General features: G+C 66.2%; 14 protein-coding genes. 7 read left to right on the top strand and 7 right to left on the bottom strand.

The window, feature by feature from the left end; all coding sequences use genetic code 11:
* Window positions 1-28: 28 nt before the first annotated feature.
* Window positions 29-1,258, top strand: a complete 1,230-nt coding sequence (serB, locus tag ACMG4O_RS04850) for a phosphoserine phosphatase SerB (RefSeq protein ID WP_142947446.1) — start codon at window positions 29-31, stop codon at window positions 1,256-1,258.
* A gap of 106 nt (window positions 1,259-1,364) precedes the next feature.
* On the opposite strand, the gene ACMG4O_RS04845 is transcribed toward serB, so the two are convergent.
* The 3 genes from ACMG4O_RS04845 to epmB all read right to left on the bottom strand — a co-directional run bounded on the left by ACMG4O_RS04845 (window position 1,365) and on the right by epmB (window position 6,166).
* The gene (locus ACMG4O_RS04845; RefSeq protein WP_414434521.1) at window positions 1,365-3,443 is read right to left on the bottom strand and encodes an EAL domain-containing protein; all 2,079 of its coding nucleotides are present in this window, start codon (window positions 3,441-3,443) and stop codon (window positions 1,365-1,367) included.
* A gap of 109 nt (window positions 3,444-3,552) precedes the next feature.
* Window positions 3,553-5,031, bottom strand: a complete 1,479-nt coding sequence (locus ACMG4O_RS04840) for a hypothetical protein (protein ID WP_414434520.1) — start codon at window positions 5,029-5,031, stop codon at window positions 3,553-3,555.
* Window positions 5,032-5,137: 106 nt separating this feature from the next.
* Window positions 5,138-6,166, bottom strand: a complete 1,029-nt coding sequence (gene epmB, locus ACMG4O_RS04835; RefSeq protein WP_414434519.1) for an EF-P beta-lysylation protein EpmB — start codon at window positions 6,164-6,166, stop codon at window positions 5,138-5,140.
* 33 nt (window positions 6,167-6,199) lie between these two features.
* Between epmB and efp the strand changes: the two genes are divergently transcribed.
* Entirely contained in the window at window positions 6,200-6,769 is a 570-nt protein-coding gene (efp, locus tag ACMG4O_RS04830) for an elongation factor P (protein ID WP_142947449.1), read from the top strand.
* A gap of 2 nt (window positions 6,770-6,771) precedes the next feature.
* Window positions 6,772-7,707, top strand: coding sequence for an EF-P lysine aminoacylase EpmA (gene epmA / locus ACMG4O_RS04825; RefSeq protein ID WP_142947450.1), 936 nt, complete (start codon window positions 6,772-6,774; stop codon window positions 7,705-7,707).
* Between the two features lie 79 nt (window positions 7,708-7,786).
* Here the strand turns inward: epmA and ACMG4O_RS04820 are convergent, their stop codons facing one another.
* The 4 genes from ACMG4O_RS04820 to ACMG4O_RS04805 all read right to left on the bottom strand — a co-directional run bounded on the left by ACMG4O_RS04820 (window position 7,787) and on the right by ACMG4O_RS04805 (window position 11,342).
* Window positions 7,787-8,701 (bottom strand): alpha/beta fold hydrolase, encoded by a 915-nt coding sequence (locus ACMG4O_RS04820; RefSeq protein WP_370202861.1) that lies wholly within the window; start codon window positions 8,699-8,701, stop codon window positions 7,787-7,789.
* A 122-nt stretch (window positions 8,702-8,823) separates the two neighbouring features.
* Window positions 8,824-9,990 carry an acetyl-CoA C-acetyltransferase gene (locus tag ACMG4O_RS04815; protein ID WP_414434518.1) on the bottom strand — a complete coding sequence of 389 codons (1,167 nt, stop codon included), beginning with the start codon at window positions 9,988-9,990 and terminating at the stop codon, window positions 8,824-8,826.
* A gap of 132 nt (window positions 9,991-10,122) precedes the next feature.
* On the bottom strand, window positions 10,123-10,800 hold the full coding sequence (locus tag ACMG4O_RS04810; protein WP_142947453.1) for an anti-sigma factor: 678 nt from the start codon (window positions 10,798-10,800) through the stop codon (window positions 10,123-10,125).
* Window positions 10,797-11,342 carry a sigma-70 family RNA polymerase sigma factor gene (locus ACMG4O_RS04805; RefSeq protein WP_228547803.1) on the bottom strand — a complete coding sequence of 182 codons (546 nt, stop codon included), beginning with the start codon at window positions 11,340-11,342 and terminating at the stop codon, window positions 10,797-10,799. The genes ACMG4O_RS04810 and ACMG4O_RS04805 overlap by 4 nt, the downstream gene beginning before the upstream one ends.
* A gap of 188 nt (window positions 11,343-11,530) precedes the next feature.
* On the opposite strand from ACMG4O_RS04805, the gene ACMG4O_RS04800 reads away from it, so the two are divergent.
* The 4 genes from ACMG4O_RS04800 (at window position 11,531) to ACMG4O_RS04785 (ending at window position 15,660) form a co-directional block, all read left to right on the top strand.
* On the top strand, window positions 11,531-13,081 hold the full coding sequence (locus ACMG4O_RS04800) for a DUF4331 domain-containing protein (RefSeq protein ID WP_414434517.1): 1,551 nt from the start codon (window positions 11,531-11,533) through the stop codon (window positions 13,079-13,081).
* A gap of 14 nt (window positions 13,082-13,095) precedes the next feature.
* Window positions 13,096-13,335, top strand: a complete 240-nt coding sequence (locus tag ACMG4O_RS04795; RefSeq protein WP_142947455.1) for a hypothetical protein — start codon at window positions 13,096-13,098, stop codon at window positions 13,333-13,335.
* A gap of 85 nt (window positions 13,336-13,420) precedes the next feature.
* Window positions 13,421-14,536 (top strand): tetratricopeptide repeat protein, encoded by a 1,116-nt coding sequence (locus ACMG4O_RS04790; RefSeq protein WP_370202863.1) that lies wholly within the window; start codon window positions 13,421-13,423, stop codon window positions 14,534-14,536.
* On the top strand, window positions 14,533-15,660 hold the full coding sequence (locus tag ACMG4O_RS04785; protein ID WP_414434516.1) for a HupE/UreJ family protein: 1,128 nt from the start codon (window positions 14,533-14,535) through the stop codon (window positions 15,658-15,660). Before ACMG4O_RS04790 ends, ACMG4O_RS04785 begins: the two co-directional genes overlap by 4 nt.
* Window positions 15,661-15,664: the final 4 nt, after the last annotated feature.

The following is a 15,664-nucleotide window of genomic DNA, read 5'->3' as shown; positions in this document are numbered from 1 at the left end:
TACCGACCAGCCCGAGGAATCCCCCAGCGTGCGCGAGATTATTCTCATCCAGGTGTCCGGCAACGACCGGCCCGGCCTCACCGCGGCCTTTACCCGCATTCTGGCCCGCTACCACCTGAATATTCTGGATATCGGCCAGGCGGTGATCCACGACACCCTGTCGCTGGGCATCCTGGTGGAAGTGCCGCCGGCGGCGGAGGCGTCCTCGATGCTCAAGGACCTGCTGTTCGAGGCGCACAAGCGCAATATCTCGGTGCGCTTCCGGCCCATCGACGAGGACCGCTACGAGCAGTGGGTGTCCGGCCAGGGCAAGGACCGCCACATCATTACCCTGCTGGCGCGCAAGATCACCGCCGAGCAGCTCGGCGACGTGACCACCGTGGTGGCGGATAACGACCTCAACATCGACAGCATCGCGCGGCTTTCCGGCCGGGTGCACCTGGAAGGCGAGGACAGCGACCCGGACGGCCGCGCCTGCGTGGAAATCTCGGTACGCGGCGAACCCCGTGATCCGGGCGCCATGCGCGCCGCCTTCCTGGCGATCGCCAACGAACGCAACCTGGACATCGCCTTCCAGCGCGACAGCGCTTTCCGGCGCAACCGCCGCCTGGTGGTGTTCGATATGGATTCCACGCTGATCCGCTCGGAGGTGATCGACGAGCTGGCCGCCGAAGCCGGCGTCGGAGAGCAGGTGGCGGCGATCACCGACCGGGCGATGCTCGGCGAGCTGGATTTCAACGAAAGCTTCCGCGCCCGGGTGGCGCTGCTTAAAGGGCTGGACGAAAGCGCCCTGGAACGGGTGCGCGAGCGCATTCAGCTCACCGAAGGCGCCGACCGGCTGATCCCCACCCTGAAAGCGCTGGGCTACCGCACCGCGATTCTGTCCGGCGGCTTCACCTGGTTCGGTGACTGGCTGCAGAAACTGCTGGGCATCGACTACGTCTACGCCAACACCCTGGAGATCGTCGACGGCAAAGTCACCGGCGAGGTGGCGGAGCCGATCGTCAACGGCGAGCGCAAGGCGGAGCTGTTGCGGGAGATCGCCGCCCGCGAAGGCATCAACCTGGAGCAGGTGATCGCCGTGGGCGACGGCGCCAACGACCTGCCCATGCTGGGCGCCGCCGGCCTGGGTATCGCCTTCCGCGCCAAGCCGCTGGTCAAGGAAAACGCCGCCCACTCGATTTCCACCCTGGGGCTGGACGGCATTCTTTACCTGATCGGCGTCCGCGACAAAGACCAACAGGAACTACTGAAATAGTTAATAATTAACAGTTAACAGTGAATAGTTAAAAAAGCGCGGGCCACTGGCCCGCGCTTTTTTTGTTTCGCTATTAACTATTAACTGTTCACTGTTAACTGCTCTCTCATCCTTCCGTGGTTTCCGCCGTCTCGAGGCGGTCCATCGGCGCCTGCAGATAATAGCCCTGCAGGTAGTCGACGCCGCCGAGGCTCCACAGGGTCTGCATCTGGGCGGCGGATTCGACGAAGCCGACCAGGGTGCGGCGGCCGCTGTCGCGGGCCTGCTGAATGATTTCCGCGAACCGTTCCCGGCTTTCCGCTTTGCTCAGTTCCTGGGTGAAGGAGCCTTCAAATTTCACCATGGTGGCGGGAATGTGCTCGAACAGCTTGAACGGATCCAGGCCGCCGCCGAAACGGCTGATCGACAGGCCGCAGCCCTGTTTGCGCACCGCGTCGGCGAACGCCGCCGCCTGCTTGAGGTAATTGACCGCGTCGCCTTCGCTGAACTGGAAGATCACCTGCTCGCCGGACAACTTGGCGGCGCGCATCGCCTTGGTGAGCCATTCCGCCAGGCCCGGCTCGCCCAGGGAGTAACCGCTGAGATTCACCAGCAAGGTGATTTTCTGTTCGTGGGCAGCCGCCGCGCGCATGGCGTTGAGCACCACCCAGCGGTCCACCTTGCCGGCCAGGCCCTGCTCGGCGGCGGTGGGCATGAAGTCGGCGGCGGCCAGGTCGTCGCCCTGCTTCTGCGGCATGTGCACGAACACTTCGAAGACATGCTCGTTTTCGTCTTCCAGGCTCATCAGCGGCTGGTATTTGAGGCGGAAGCTGCCTTTCTCCAGCGCCTGGCGGATGCTCAGCGCGATCGCTTCGGAGGAGCCGGCGGTCACATCGTCCATGGGGTCATGGATCTTGATAGCGTTGCCCTGCTCGTTGTTTTCGCGCTGCGCCTGGTTACAGCATTTCAGCGCCTTGGTGAGAATGTCCTGGCTGCTGCGCGCGTCCTCGCGGGCGAACGCCAGCCCCAGGCTGGCGGTAACGTGGGCGGTGCGGCTGGCCACTTCCGGCATCAGCGTCTCGATGCCGGCGCGCAGTTCTTCCGCCAGCTGCCCGGCTTCGTCCAGGTCGTTGACCGGCTTGAGCAGGGCGAAATCCTCGCCGTCCACCCGCGCCAGCTTGCCGCCGGCGCTGTGCTCGCGCAGCCAGTCCGCCACCGCCCGCAGCACATCGTCGGCGCCTTCCATGCCCAGGCTGGACTGGTGCTGTTCAAAGCCGTCCAGGCGCAGATACAGCACCGCCGCCAGTTGCCCCTGGCGGGCCGCTTCGGCCACCGCCTGATCCAGCTGTTCCATGAACCAGGTGCGGCTGTAGAGGCCGGTGACCTGATCGGTCTGGCTGATCTCGTGCAGGCGCTCCTGCAGGGCGTTCTCGTCCAGGCTGGCGGCGCGGATCACGATCTGGGTGCAGGCCTCGCCGTCGTAGGTGCTGGGCGAGAACACGAAGGTGGCGTCGAATTCGCTGTCGTCGGTATGCACACCACGGCATTCCAGCTCGTTGGTCTGGCTGGCGTTCTCGGCGCGGCTGCGCAGCAGCTTCTTGAGGCGGTCGTGGTCACTGGCGGAGACCATGTCCATGATCGGCACGCCGGCCAGTTCCTCGGCGCTGTCGTAACCGAACATGCGGGCGTAGTTGTCATTGGCGTGGATGTGCATGCCGTCGAGCACATAGGCGATGGCGTCGCGGCTCTGATCCATCAACTGGCTGAGCCGCTTTTCCGCTTCGTGGCGGGTGATCTCGGAGTGTTGCAGCTCCTTGCGCAGGCGCAGGAATTCCATCAGCCGGTCGACGCATTGCATCAGCATTTCGCGGTCGTCCTTGGGCGCCACCGCGCGGGCGCCGGCCTTGTAGGCGTTACGCACGATCTCGGCATTGTAGTCGTCGCTGAGCAGAATCACCGGCAGTGCCTTGCCGAGCCGGTTCAGGTGCGCCATGGCGCTTTCGAAGGAGCCGTCACCGAAGGTGGGCCGGCACAGCATCAGTTCCCAGGCGCCGCCCTTCAGTGCCCTCACCAGATCGTCCTCGCCCAGGGCCAGCTGCGCGCGGGTGGCGCGGCCGGCGTTACGGAGGGTGTTCATAAGCTGTTCAGCTTCGTCCTGGGAATCGTGCGCGATCAGCAAGCGGAGGGTATCGAGGGCGTAATTCATCGGCGCCAGTGCTCATCCGTTATTCGTAGAGCATCTATTGTGCCTGACGGGACTGCGTTCGCCAAAGACCTTACCGCCGCGCGGGATTGTCCTTGCGGAGCGCCGGCGCTCAGACCGCCGGACGCAGGGTGTACTGGGCGATATCCGGGGAGCCGGCCAGGCGCACGCCGAGCCGGGTGTCCCGGGGCGGGCCGTCCCACAGGGTCAGGCGGGTACCGCTGCGGTAGCCGGTGGTGGGCACCACCAGGGTCTCCGGATCGTCACCTTCCGGGGACGGCACCAGCAACGCCGGCGCCGGCCAGGCACTGGGGTCGCCGGCGCTGACACGCACCGGCCGCAGGGTCTCGGGCAACAACGCCACGCCCAGCCGCACCGCGTCGCCGAGCCAGGCCACCCAGCGTATTTCACCGACCCGCCATTGCGGCTGCTCCATCGGCGACAGCGCCAGCAGGCCGCCGGCGCGCAGGGTGTTGGGGGTGCCGCCACGCCACTCCAGACAGTAACCGCCGTCGCCGTGATCCACCCGCCGCACCCGGTGCAGGGGCTCATCGCCCTCGCCCTGGTCCAGGCGCCGGTGCACCGCGTCCAGCCCCAGACAGAGCAGCATTTCACCGTCCACCGGGCGGCGCGGCCCGCGCCGCTCGCGCGGGCCCAGCCAGGCCCAGCGCAAATGATGGGAGAGGATGTCCGACAACGGCCGGCTGCGGTGGCCGGGGCCGCCTTCGGCCAGCGCGGCGGCCAGCGGCCGGGTGTCGAAGTAACGCAGCGCCTGGCCGTCGCCCGCCGTGGCGGACAGGGCCTGGGGGCCGGCGTCGCTTTGCAGATCCACATGGAAGGGGGCGTCGGCGGCGTCCGCCAGCAACGGCATCCAGCGGGCCCAGTGGGCGGCGGCCCGGTACAGTGCCATCAACGCCGGCTGGCGCAGCTGATTGGGCTGGGCGCTGGCGGTGAGCAGCAACCGGCCGTAAGCGATCAACACCGCGCCTTCCTCGCCGGGTAACTCCGGGTCCGACACGGTGAGCGCCTCCAGGGCGTGGCGCTCGGCTTCGGCATAGAGGTTGTGCAGGACCTGCCAGGTGCCCGCCGGCGGCTCCTTGTAGAGCAGCATGTGCAGAAACAGATCCTGGGCGCGGGCGTCCATGGCGCGCTGCAGGGCGGTGGCGGCGGCTTGACGTTCGGGCCGGTTGAGCTTGCCGCGCAACAGCGGCGCGGCCACGCTCTGGTAGCCGATGGCCAGCCCCTGGAACAAGCGGTGCGATAACGCGGCGGCCTGCAGCGCACGCTCCGGCGGCATCAAGGGCAGATTCAGGTAGCGGCTTTCCAGGGTGTAGGCCAGTTGCCGGAGGCGGGGCCGGATCTCCTCCAGCAGGGCCAGCCGGCGGCGACCGTCAACGCGCAAACGGGGCAGTTCGTCCAGCAACGTCAGTAACGGCGGCGCTCCGCGGTGCGGGTCGCCGATCGGCAGCGCATCCAGCCAGGCGCGCAGCCGGCGCGGCCGGGCACTGGCCAGCGACAGTTTGTCCAATTCCGGTTCCGGAACCCCCAGACGCACTTCCCACGCCGACTCCGTTTGGCGGGCCTCTTCCATGGCTTGTTCCTCACAGGCTTGGCCTCCGCCGCCCGGCGAAGGCTATATTCAAATTATTGTTGTGATGATCATCACAAATATAACTTGAACACCCGGTAATTGTACATTATCCAGCCAATACCGTTTTTGAACCCGCTCCCGGTTCTTCGCGCGCCAGCCTGGGCACCAGGAACCCCGGCAGCCGGTCCCGCAGGGCGGCGTGCAGGTCGCGGGCGCGCGCGTCCGGCACCGCGAAATGGGCGGCGCCCGCCACCGCGTCCAACTGGTGCAGGTAATAGGGCAGCACGCCGGCCTCGAACAGGGCGTCGGACAGGGACGCCAGGGCCTCGGTGTCGTCGTTGACCCCGGCCAGCAGCACCGACTGATTGAGCAGGGTGACGCCGCCGCGGCCCAGGGCGCGGCAGCGCTCCGCCAGCGCCGGACTGATCTCGCGGGGGTGGTTGGCGTGCAGCACCAGGGTGGCGCGCCAGCGTGGTGACGCCAGCAACGCCGCCAACCCCTCATCCAGGCGCTCGGGAATCACCACCGGGGTGCGGCTGTGGATCCGCAGGCGGCGCAGATGCGGCAGCGCCGCCAGGGCCTCCAGCAGCTCGCCCAGGCGCCGGTTGCTCAGCGTCAGCGGATCACCGCCGCTGAGGATCACCTCGTTGATGTCGGTGCGCCGCGCCAGCCAGTCCAGTGCCTGTTGCCAACGGCCGCCGGACAGATGCTCCTGGTACGGGAAGTGGCGGCGAAAGCAGTAGCGGCAATGCACCGCGCAGGCGCCGGTGACCACCAGCAGCGCGCGGCCATGATATTTGTGCAGCAGGCCGGGCACCGGGGTGTGGCGGGATTCATCCAGCGGGTCGGCGTGATAGCCGGGCACCGCCTCGCGCTCGCGGCCGGTGGCGAGGATCTGCAGCAGCAGCGGGTCGTCAGGGTTGCCCGGTTCGATCAGATCCAGGTAACGGCGCGGCACCCGCAACGGGAAGGCGCTGTCGTCGTCGGCGCCGCCGGGGATCTGGTCGGGGCGCAGCGACAGCCGCTCGCACAGCTCCCCCACCCCGGTGACCAGGTCGGCCTGCAGACGGCGCCAGTCGGGTACCTGCCAACCGTCCGCTTCCTGCGTTATCATGGCCAGCTTCTTAAATGCCATCCGGTAATTCCCCGACACAGTGGATAGATATCTATGGCCAGCTATTCTACCAGTGAATTCAAGTCCGGCTTGAAGGTTATGCTCGACGGCGACCCCTGCGCCATCATCGAGAACGAGTTCGTAAAGCCCGGCAAGGGCCAGGCCTTCAGCCGCGTAAAGCTGCGCAACCTGAAGACCGGCAAGGTGTGGGAACGCACCTTTAAATCCGGCGACAGCCTGGAAGGCGCCGACGTACTGGATGTGCAGATGCAGTACATCTTCAGCGACGGCGAGTTCTGGCACTTCATGGACACCGAGACCTTCGAGCAGAAGCAGGCGGACGAAGCCGCGGTGGGCGACGCCAAGCAGTGGCTCAAGGAAGAGGACATGTGCGAGGTGACCCTTTACAACGGCGAGCCGCTGAACGTGAACCCGCCCAACTTCGTGGAGCTGGAGATCGTCGAGACCGATCCCGGCCTGAAGGGCGACACCGCCGGCACCGGCGGCAAGCCGGCCACCCTGAGCACCGGCGCGGTGATCCGCGTGCCCCTGTTCGTGCAGGAAGGGGAAATCGCCAAGGTGGACACCCGCACCGGCGAGTACGCGGGCCGTATCAAAAACTAGTGGTGACCGACTGGCGGCCCACCGCCTCCCTGGAGGCCATCAAAGCGCGCGCCGGGCTGCTGAGCACGGTGCGCGCTTTTTTTGCCGCCCGGGGCGTACTGGAAGTGGACACCCCGCAACTGGCGCGCCACGGGGTCAGCGACCCCCATATTCAGTGCATTCCGGTGCCCGGCCACGGCTATCTGCAGAGCTCGCCGGAATATCATATGAAGCGGCTGCTGGCCGCCGGCAGCGGGCCGATCTATCAGATCTGCAAAGCCTACCGGGACGGCGAAGCCGGCGCCCGGCACAACCCCGAGTTCACCATGCTGGAATGGTACCGGCCGGGTTTTGATCTGAGCGCTCTGATCAACGAGTGCCTGACCCTGTTCGGCGAACTGTTCCCCGGCGCGCCGTCGCGGACTTATCGGTTCCGCGACCTGTTCGCCGACGTCACTGGGCTGGACCCGCTGACCACTTCGGACAGCGACCTGATTCAGCGCGCCGAACAACACGGCGCTCCCGAAGACCTGGATAAAGCCGCCGCGGTGGATTACCTGATGGCCACCACGGTGGAAGCCGCCCTGCCCGCCGAACAGCTCTCGGTAGTCACCGACTTCCCAAGCTGGGCCGCCGCCCTGGCCCAAACCCGCACGGACACCGACGGCACCGAAGTGGCCTTACGGTTCGAGATTTATTACCGGGGCCTGGAGCTGGCCAACGGCTACCAGGAACTGACCGACGCCGACGAGCAGCGCCGAAGGTTTGAGCGGGATAGCCGGCTGCGAGGGGAGTACGGCCTGAATGTTATGGACGCCGACCCTTACCTCCTCGACGCCATGCACCATGGTTTGCCCGCCTGCAGCGGCGTGGCCATGGGTGTGGAGCGGCTGTTGATGGCCCAACGAAACAGCAATCGCATCGACGAGGTGCTGACCTTTCCCGGCGACCGGGCCTGAAGGTGGGCACTAACAGCGTCTCTGGGATCCTGCCGGGAGCTTCGCTCCCTTTCGCGGGCTGGGCCCGCTCCTACCAGGGCTAGGCGGCGGCTTTTGCGGTGCGGCCGGCGCGGGCGCAGTTCTCGGCGACCAGCTCGATCAGGCGCGGCTGCACCGACGGCGGGAAGTCGTGGCCCATGCCGTCGATGATGGCGAGCCGGGCGCCGGGCATGGCGCGCGCCGAGGCGCGGCCGCCGGCGGGCCGGATCAGCGGATCGCTGCCGCCGTGAATCACCTGGGCGGGACAGCGCACTTTTTTCAGACGCTTACTGAGGTTGCCGGTGGCCATGATCGCCATGAACTGGTTGCGGATACCGCGCGGGTTCAGGCCCCGCTCCCAACTGCGCTGGAACATCTCGGTGAGTTCTTCGCGGCCCTGGTCCAGGGTACCGCCCAGCTTGGCCATCATCCCCAGGCCGAACGCCACATAGTCTTCCACGGTTTCAATCTTCACCCGCGGCGCCACCAGGGTTTTCAGCGCCGCCGGTTTCGGCGGCGGCAGGAAGGGGCTGTTGGTGCTGGACATGATCGAGGTGACGCTGAGCACCCGCTCCGGATGGGTGGCGGCGGCCAGTTGCGCGACCATGCCGCCCATGGAGGCGCCCACCAGATGGGCGCGCTCGATACCCAGGGCGTCCAGCAGCCCCATGGTGTCGGCGACCAGATCGTCCAGGGTGTAGGGGGCGTGGACTTTGAGGCCGACCATGTAGCGCAGCATCGCCGTCATCGGGCCGTACTTGAACGGCTGGCGGATGGCGGTGGATTTACCGGCGTCACGGTTATCAAAGGCGATCACCCGGTAACCCCGGTTGGCCATGGCGTCGAGCAGACCTTCCGGCCAGAACACCAGCTGCGCGGAGAGACCCATGATAAAGACCAGCGGTTCGCCGTCCTCGGGCCCACGGGTTTCGTAGAAGAGATCGACGCCGTTGCTGCGCACCGTGCCTGTGGCCATGCCTGTCACCTGTGTCGGGGGATTTTCGGGTTATCCGCTCAACATAGAAAAGCCCGGCGCCAACCACAAGCGCCGGGCTTCTTTTGGCCCGCACGGCCCGGCGAAGGGCCGTTGGAACGGCGTTAGAGCACTTCGATGATGGTGGCGTTGGCGGTGCCGAGACCTTCGCAGATCGCCAGCAGACCGTAGCGGCCACCGCGCCGTTTCAGTTCGTACACCAGCGTGCCCATCAGCTTGGCGCCGGTGGCGCCCAGCGGGTGGCCCAGCGCCTGGGCGCCGCCGTTGACGTTCAGCTTGTCGTAGTCGGCGCCGAGGGCGTTCATCCACGCCAGCGGCACGGAGCCGAACGCTTCGTTGACCTCATACAGATCAATGTCCGCCAGGGTCATGCCGGCCCGCTTGAGCACCTTTTCGGTGGCCGGGATCGGGCCTTCCAGCACCATGGTGGGGTCGGAGCCGACCACCGCCATGGCGTGGATGCGCGCCAGCGGCTTGAGACCGAATTCCTTCACCGCCTGCTCGCTGGCCACCAGCACCGCCGAGGCGCCGTCGGTGATCTGGCTGGCGTTGGCGGCGCTGATGATGCCGTTCTCCGCCAGCGGCTGCAGCCCGCGGATGGACTCCAGGTCGGCGTCCCAGCGGATGCCTTCGTCCACATCGTGCAGGGTCTCTCCGCCGTCATCCAGGTTCACGTTCACCGGCAGGATTTCCTGCTTGAAGCGGCCGGCCTCGGTGGCGGCGGCGGCGCGGCGGTGGGAGTCGTAGGCGAACCGGTCCAGGTCGTCCTTGCTGACGCCGTACTTCTTGGCCATGCGCTCGGCGCCCACGAACTGGCTGAAGTTCTCGCCCGGGTAGCGGCGGCTGATTTCGCCGGTGAACGGATTGCCCAGCTCCTTGGCCACGGTGACCGGGGAGCCGATCGGCACCTGGCTCATGGATTCCACGCCACCGGCGATCACCAGGTCCTGGGTGCCGCTCATCACCGCCTGGGCGGCGAAATGAATGGCCTGCTGGGAGGAACCGCACTGCCGGTCGATGGACACGCCGGGCACCGATTCCGGCAACCGTGAACTGAGCACGGAGGTGCGCGCGATATTGAAGGTCTGCGGCCCGATCTGGCTGACGCAGCCGTAGATCACGTCGTCCACCCGGTCCGGGGCGACGCCGGTGCGCTCCAATACCGCATCAATCACTTTACCGCCCAGATCCGCCGGGTGAACCCGGCTGAGCCGGCCGTTGCGGCGGCCGCCGGCGGTGCGTACCGCTTCTACGATGTATGCCGTGGTCACGATGAGTTCCTCGCCTGAATTCGAAAGAACCCCAAGACTACGCCCGGCCCGCCGCCGCGCTCAATGACCATAATGAACCCCGGTCCTGACCCGAACGAACCCGGCAACGGCCGCCACGGCCGGCGGCGGCGCTTACAGGGTGACCATCCTGACCTGATACAACACCGGGCCGGTGGGTTGACCGGTGGGTGAACCGCCCGCCGGTTCCAGGCTCACGGCCAGGGTGCGCGAACGGCGCAGCACCTGGAGTTGTTCCTCGGTCAAGGCCGCGGCCTGCTCCTCGTCGGCGGTCGGTAACAGCCCCATGGAGATGGCGGCCCCGGAACGGGGCAACAACCACAGCTCGAACGCCTTGCCGTCGGCGGGGGCGTCCACCTGCACGCCCTGCGCGGACAGGTAACGCCGGCCGTCCTCGCTACGGGCCTCCAGCACCCACAGGGGTTCCGCCTGGCTGTTCTGGATCACCCCGACGAAACGTTGCGGTGCCGGCGCCGCCGGCCAGAACAGCATCACCGCGATCACCAGGGAGGCGGCCAACAGGCCCCCCACCGGCCACCACAGGTTCCGGGCGCCGCTACCCGGACGATCAATGCGGCCACGCACTTTGCGCCATACCACCGCCGGTGGGCGGCGCTCGGGAATGGCGCCGTTGAGCGCCTGGAAGCGGCGCTCCCAATACCACACCTGACGCCGCACCCGTGGCGACTCCAGCATCCAGGTTTCGAAACGGCGGCGGGCGGCGCCGGTCAGGGTGCCCAGCACATACTCCGCGGCAAGGGCGTGATTACGTTCGTGCCGATCCGCTTTCATCGTTCCAGACACCGGCGCATGAAATCCAGACCGCGACGGACCCAGCTTTTCACCGTGCCCAGCGGCCGCCCCAGGGTGCGCGCCATCTGCCCATGGGTAAGACCGTGAAAGTAAGCCAGCTGAATGCTGGCGCGATGCTCATCACTGAGCTCACGGAGACAACGGTCGAGAATTTTTTCGTCCGCGCTTGCCAGCGCCGCCTGCTGGGGCTCCATGGCTCCGCTGCGTAACTGATTTTTCAGGTCGTCCACATCCTGATGACCGCGCCGCTGGCGCAGCACATCCATGCAGGCGTAACGGCCGATGGAAATTATCCAGGTGAGCGGTGAACCGCGTTCAGGATGGTACTCACCGGCGTGGTGCCAGACTTTTATGTAGATTTCCTGTAACACGTCCTCGGCCTCGTGCCGGTTCCCCAGCATTCGCAGACAAAGGCCGTATAAACGCGGCGAAGTCGCGCTATACAACCTTTCGAACGAAGCCAGGTCTCCTCTGGAAGTCTGCGCCATTAGTTGCACCATATCCGAAAACTTTTCACTCATGGCGCGTCCCGCTCCTTTGTCTACACGCCGCGCTCACGGGGAAGGGTGGAATTTCCAGTGTTACCCGCTCCCCTCTGATACGCGCTCCGCCGCCGAATGGATGCAATAAAAAGTTAATTTTTTACCGCATCCAAACGATCACCCAACTCGTATTACAACGTGATCGCTACCGAAAACTGGAGAAAAAAATGCAACATCTGCTTGCCAAATCACCACTCGCCATCGCGGTGGCCTCACTGGTTCTGGCCGCGCCCTCGGCGCTCGCGTCAAGCCACCGTGAAGCCCCGTTCATCACCGGCAGTCCGAAGGTCGACGGCACGGACTTCTATATGTTCCGCAGCTATGAACCCACCCGCTCGGACTTTGTAACCCTCATCGCCAACTACCAGCCGCTGCAAGATGCCTACGGCGGTCCGAACTATTTTCTTCTCGACGAAAACGCCGTTTATGAAATTCATATCGATAACGACGGCGACGCTATCGAGGATCTGACATTCCAGTTCCAGTTCAACAACGAATACAAGAACCTTGCCGTGCCCGCCGGCGCGGATGGCGACACCCCGGTGCCGCTGAGCAATATCGGCCCGATCTCCGCGGGCGACACCAATGCGCTCAACGTCACGCAAACCTATACGGTGAAGCTGATTACCGGCGACCGCCGCAGCGGCCAGTCGCAAGCCATCACCAACGCGAGCAGCAGCTCTGAAACCTTCATCAAGCCGATGGACAACATCGGCAACAAGTCCATTCCCGATTACCCCGCCTACGCCAGCGACGCGATTTACCCGATCGCCATTCCCGGTTGCGATAACGACGGCAGAGTGTTCGTCGGTCAGCGCAAGGAAGGCTTCGTGGTCAATCTAGGCGAAGTCTTCGACCTGGTTAATACCAATCCGGTCGGCCCCCGTGACGGCGAACGCAACATCATCGGCGACAAGAACATCACCAGTCTTGCGCTGGAAGTTCCTAAAAGCTGCCTGACCGCCGGTGATAGCGCCGTGATCGGTGGCTGGACCACCGCCAGCGTGCCGCAGGCGCGGGTCATCAACCCGGCCCCGCAGGGCTCCGCGGTGACCGGTTCCGCCGGCGCCAAACCGGCCAGCGTGGAAGGCGGCGCCTTCACCCAGGTCTCCCGTCTCGGCTCACCGCTGGTCAACGAAGTGGTGATCGGCCTGCCGGACAAGGACCGCTTCAACGCCAGTGAACCCAAGGACGATGGCCAATTCGCGCAATACGTTACGAATCCGAGCCTGCCTGTGCTGCTGAATGCTCTGTTCGGCGACGCTGCGCTGCCACCGGAAACGCCGCGTAACGATCTGGTCACCGCCTTCCTGACCGGCTTCCCGGGTGTGAACCAGCTGCCCACCGTGACCCCCAGCGAAATGCTGCGGCTGAACACCGATATCGAGCCCACCGCCCCGGCGGAGCAAAACGATCTGGGCGTCGTTGGCGGTGACAACGCCGGCTTCCCCAATGGTCGCCGTCCCTATGACGACGTGGTGGATATCGCGTTGAACGCGGCGATGGGCAAGCTCTGTGGCCAGTTGGGCGCCGGCAACTGCGGCACCCAGTCCACGCCTCAGAACGGTGACAACTTCTACACCGACGGCACACGCGCCGCCGGCGCCACCGCCGCCACCTCGGTGATCAGCGGTGAAATCGACAACGATGACACCTATCTGGCCGAGTTCCCGTACCTGGCGAATCCGATCCCGGGCTCTCCGAACGAAGCTCGATAAACAGGAGCGATCCGATGAGATTGATTAAACAGGGTGCGTTACTGGCGGGTCTGATTGTCGGTCTCGCCGCCTGCGGCGGCGACAGCGACAACGACCCGGTGGTCAACAACAACACCAACTTCACGGCCTTCGTGAAGGGGCTGCTGGACGACGACCCCAACGGCGAGCCGGCCAACATCAACAATCGAAACTTCCGTTTCACCAACCAGGAAGACCCGGATGCCTATGACGACGTCCTGTCGAGCAACAACTAAGGGACGGGGTATCCTGCAACAGCTCCGGCGGCTCGCGCTGCCGGGGCTGTTCCTTTTTGTGGGCGGCGCTTTCGGCAACCCTGCCGTGGCGGCGCCCTATACCCCCGAGACCGACGATCAGGTCCTCCAGCGCCTGCCGACCCCCAGCATTCTCGACGGGGCCGATGCCCTTCAGGAAAAGCTGGCGGACGACCCACGCGACCGCGACAGCGCGGAACAGCTGGCACGCCTGTATATCCAGGCGGCGCGGCGCGAGGGCGACCCCCGTTATCTGGGCTACGCCAGCGCCACCCTGTCGCCGTGGCTGCAGGGGTCCGACGCGCCGCCTTCGGTGCTGGTGCTGGCCGCCACCATCGCGCAGGGGGAACACCGCTTCACCCAGGCCCGCCACCAGCTGCGGGAGGCCCTGGCGCAAAATCCACGCCTCGGCCAAGGCTGGCTGACGCTGGCGGTGATCACCCAGGTCCAGGGGCAGTATGAAGAAAGCCTGCAAGCCTGCCGCCGTGCCGCCACCCTGGTGCCGACGGCGGCCGCCCTCACCTGCCAGGCCAGTGTGCTGGCGCTCAACGGCGGGCTTGAGCCCGCCTACGCCCGGTTGAGCCGGTACGCGGACGGCGCCGGCGACGTGGCCGACAATGTGGCGGTGTGGATGCAGACCCGCCTGGCTGAAATGGCCTGGCAAAAGGGCGACCTGGACGCCGCCCGCGCGCACATCCAGCGGGGACGAGCGCTGGACCCCGAGGACCGCTACCTGCGGCACCTTTACGCGGATTTCCTGCTCGCCGAGTCGCGCCCCGACGCGGCCATCGATGTGCTGGAAGACTATGTCGACCAGGACGGCGCCTTGCTGCGCCTGGCGATCGCCGCCATCGACGCCGGGGACCGGCGCGCCGACCGTTGGGCGCAACAGTTCCGCGACCGGATGGCGGCGGCGCAACGCAGCGCGGAGTACGCGCATTTGCGCGAACTGGCGCGCTTCACCCTGGTGGTGGAAGACGACCCGGCAGAAGCCCTGGCATTGGCGCGGGCGAACTGGCGCACCCAGAAAGAACCCGCCGACATGCACATCTACCTGGCGGCGGCGCGGGCCGCCGGCGAGCCCGGCGCGGCGGATGAGGTGCGCACCTTTATCGCCGAGCACGGCGTGCAGGACAGTCGTCTGGCGCCGTTCCTGGATAACGGTACGGAGGCCGGGTCATGATCAAGCTTATTACCGTACTGCTACTGATCCTTCCCACCCTGGCGCTGGGGCACAAACCCAGTGACAGTTACCTGACCCTCAGCGTGGAGGACGGCGGCACCCTGTCCGGACAGTGGGATATCGCGCTGCGCGACCTGGAGCGGGCCGTGGGCGTGGATCAGAACCGCGATGCCCGGGTCACCTGGGGCGAACTGAAAGCGCGGCGCGCGGAACTGGAAGACCATATCCTCAGCCGGCTGACGGTAACCGCCCGGGATGGCGACCGCGAGCAGGTCTGCACACTCGACAGTGACGGCCTCAAAGTGGACGACCATGTGGACGGCACCTACGCGGTGTTCCTGCTGACGGGCGACTGCGGCCTGTCGCCACTGTCGCTGACACTGAACTACCGGCTGCTGTTCGACCGCGACGCCAGCCACCAGGGCCTGGTGGAAGTACGCTACGGGGATCAGCCCGGTCAGCCGGTGGCGCTCAGCAACCAGCACCGCGAGCAAACCCTGAGCCGCGACGGCGACGGGGGCCTGGCCGCGCTGGCCACCTTCTTCCGGCAGGGCGTGCATCATATTCTGATCGGCTACGACCACATTCTGTTTCTGCTGACGCTGCTGTTCCCGGCGGTGCTGGTGTGGCGCCAGGGCGCCTGGCGGCCCAAGGAGTCCATGCGCGAGGCCCTGCTCACCACCCTGGGCATCGTCACCGCCTTCACCGTGACCCATTCGCTGACGCTGGCGCTGGCCTCCCTGGGGCTGGTGAATCTGCCGTCCTGGCTGGTGGAGTCGGCGATCGCCATCACCGTGGGCCTGGGCGCGGCCAGCAATCTGGCGCCGCAGTACTTCCCGCGCCGCTGGGTCATGGCTCTGGTGTTCGGTCTGATCCACGGGCTCGGCTTCGCCGCCGTGCTCGCCGATCTGGGCCTGGACGGCGGCAGCCTGGTGCTGACCCTGCTGGGCTTCAATCTGGGGGTGGAAGCCGGCCAGGCGCTGATCGTGTTGATCTTCGTGCCGGCGGCGTTCCTGGTACGGCGCACCGCCGCCTACCGGCGCTGGTTCGTGCCGATCGGCTCGGTGGCGATTATCGCCATCGCCACCGTCTGGGCGGTGGAGCGTCTGGCCGGCGCGCTGTAAGCGT

The organism is Alloalcanivorax venustensis (assembly GCF_047495515.1).
GTDB classification, from domain to species: Bacteria; Pseudomonadota; Gammaproteobacteria; order Pseudomonadales; family Alcanivoracaceae; genus Alloalcanivorax; species Alloalcanivorax venustensis.
This window is presented reverse-complemented; position numbering and strand designations above follow the sequence as displayed.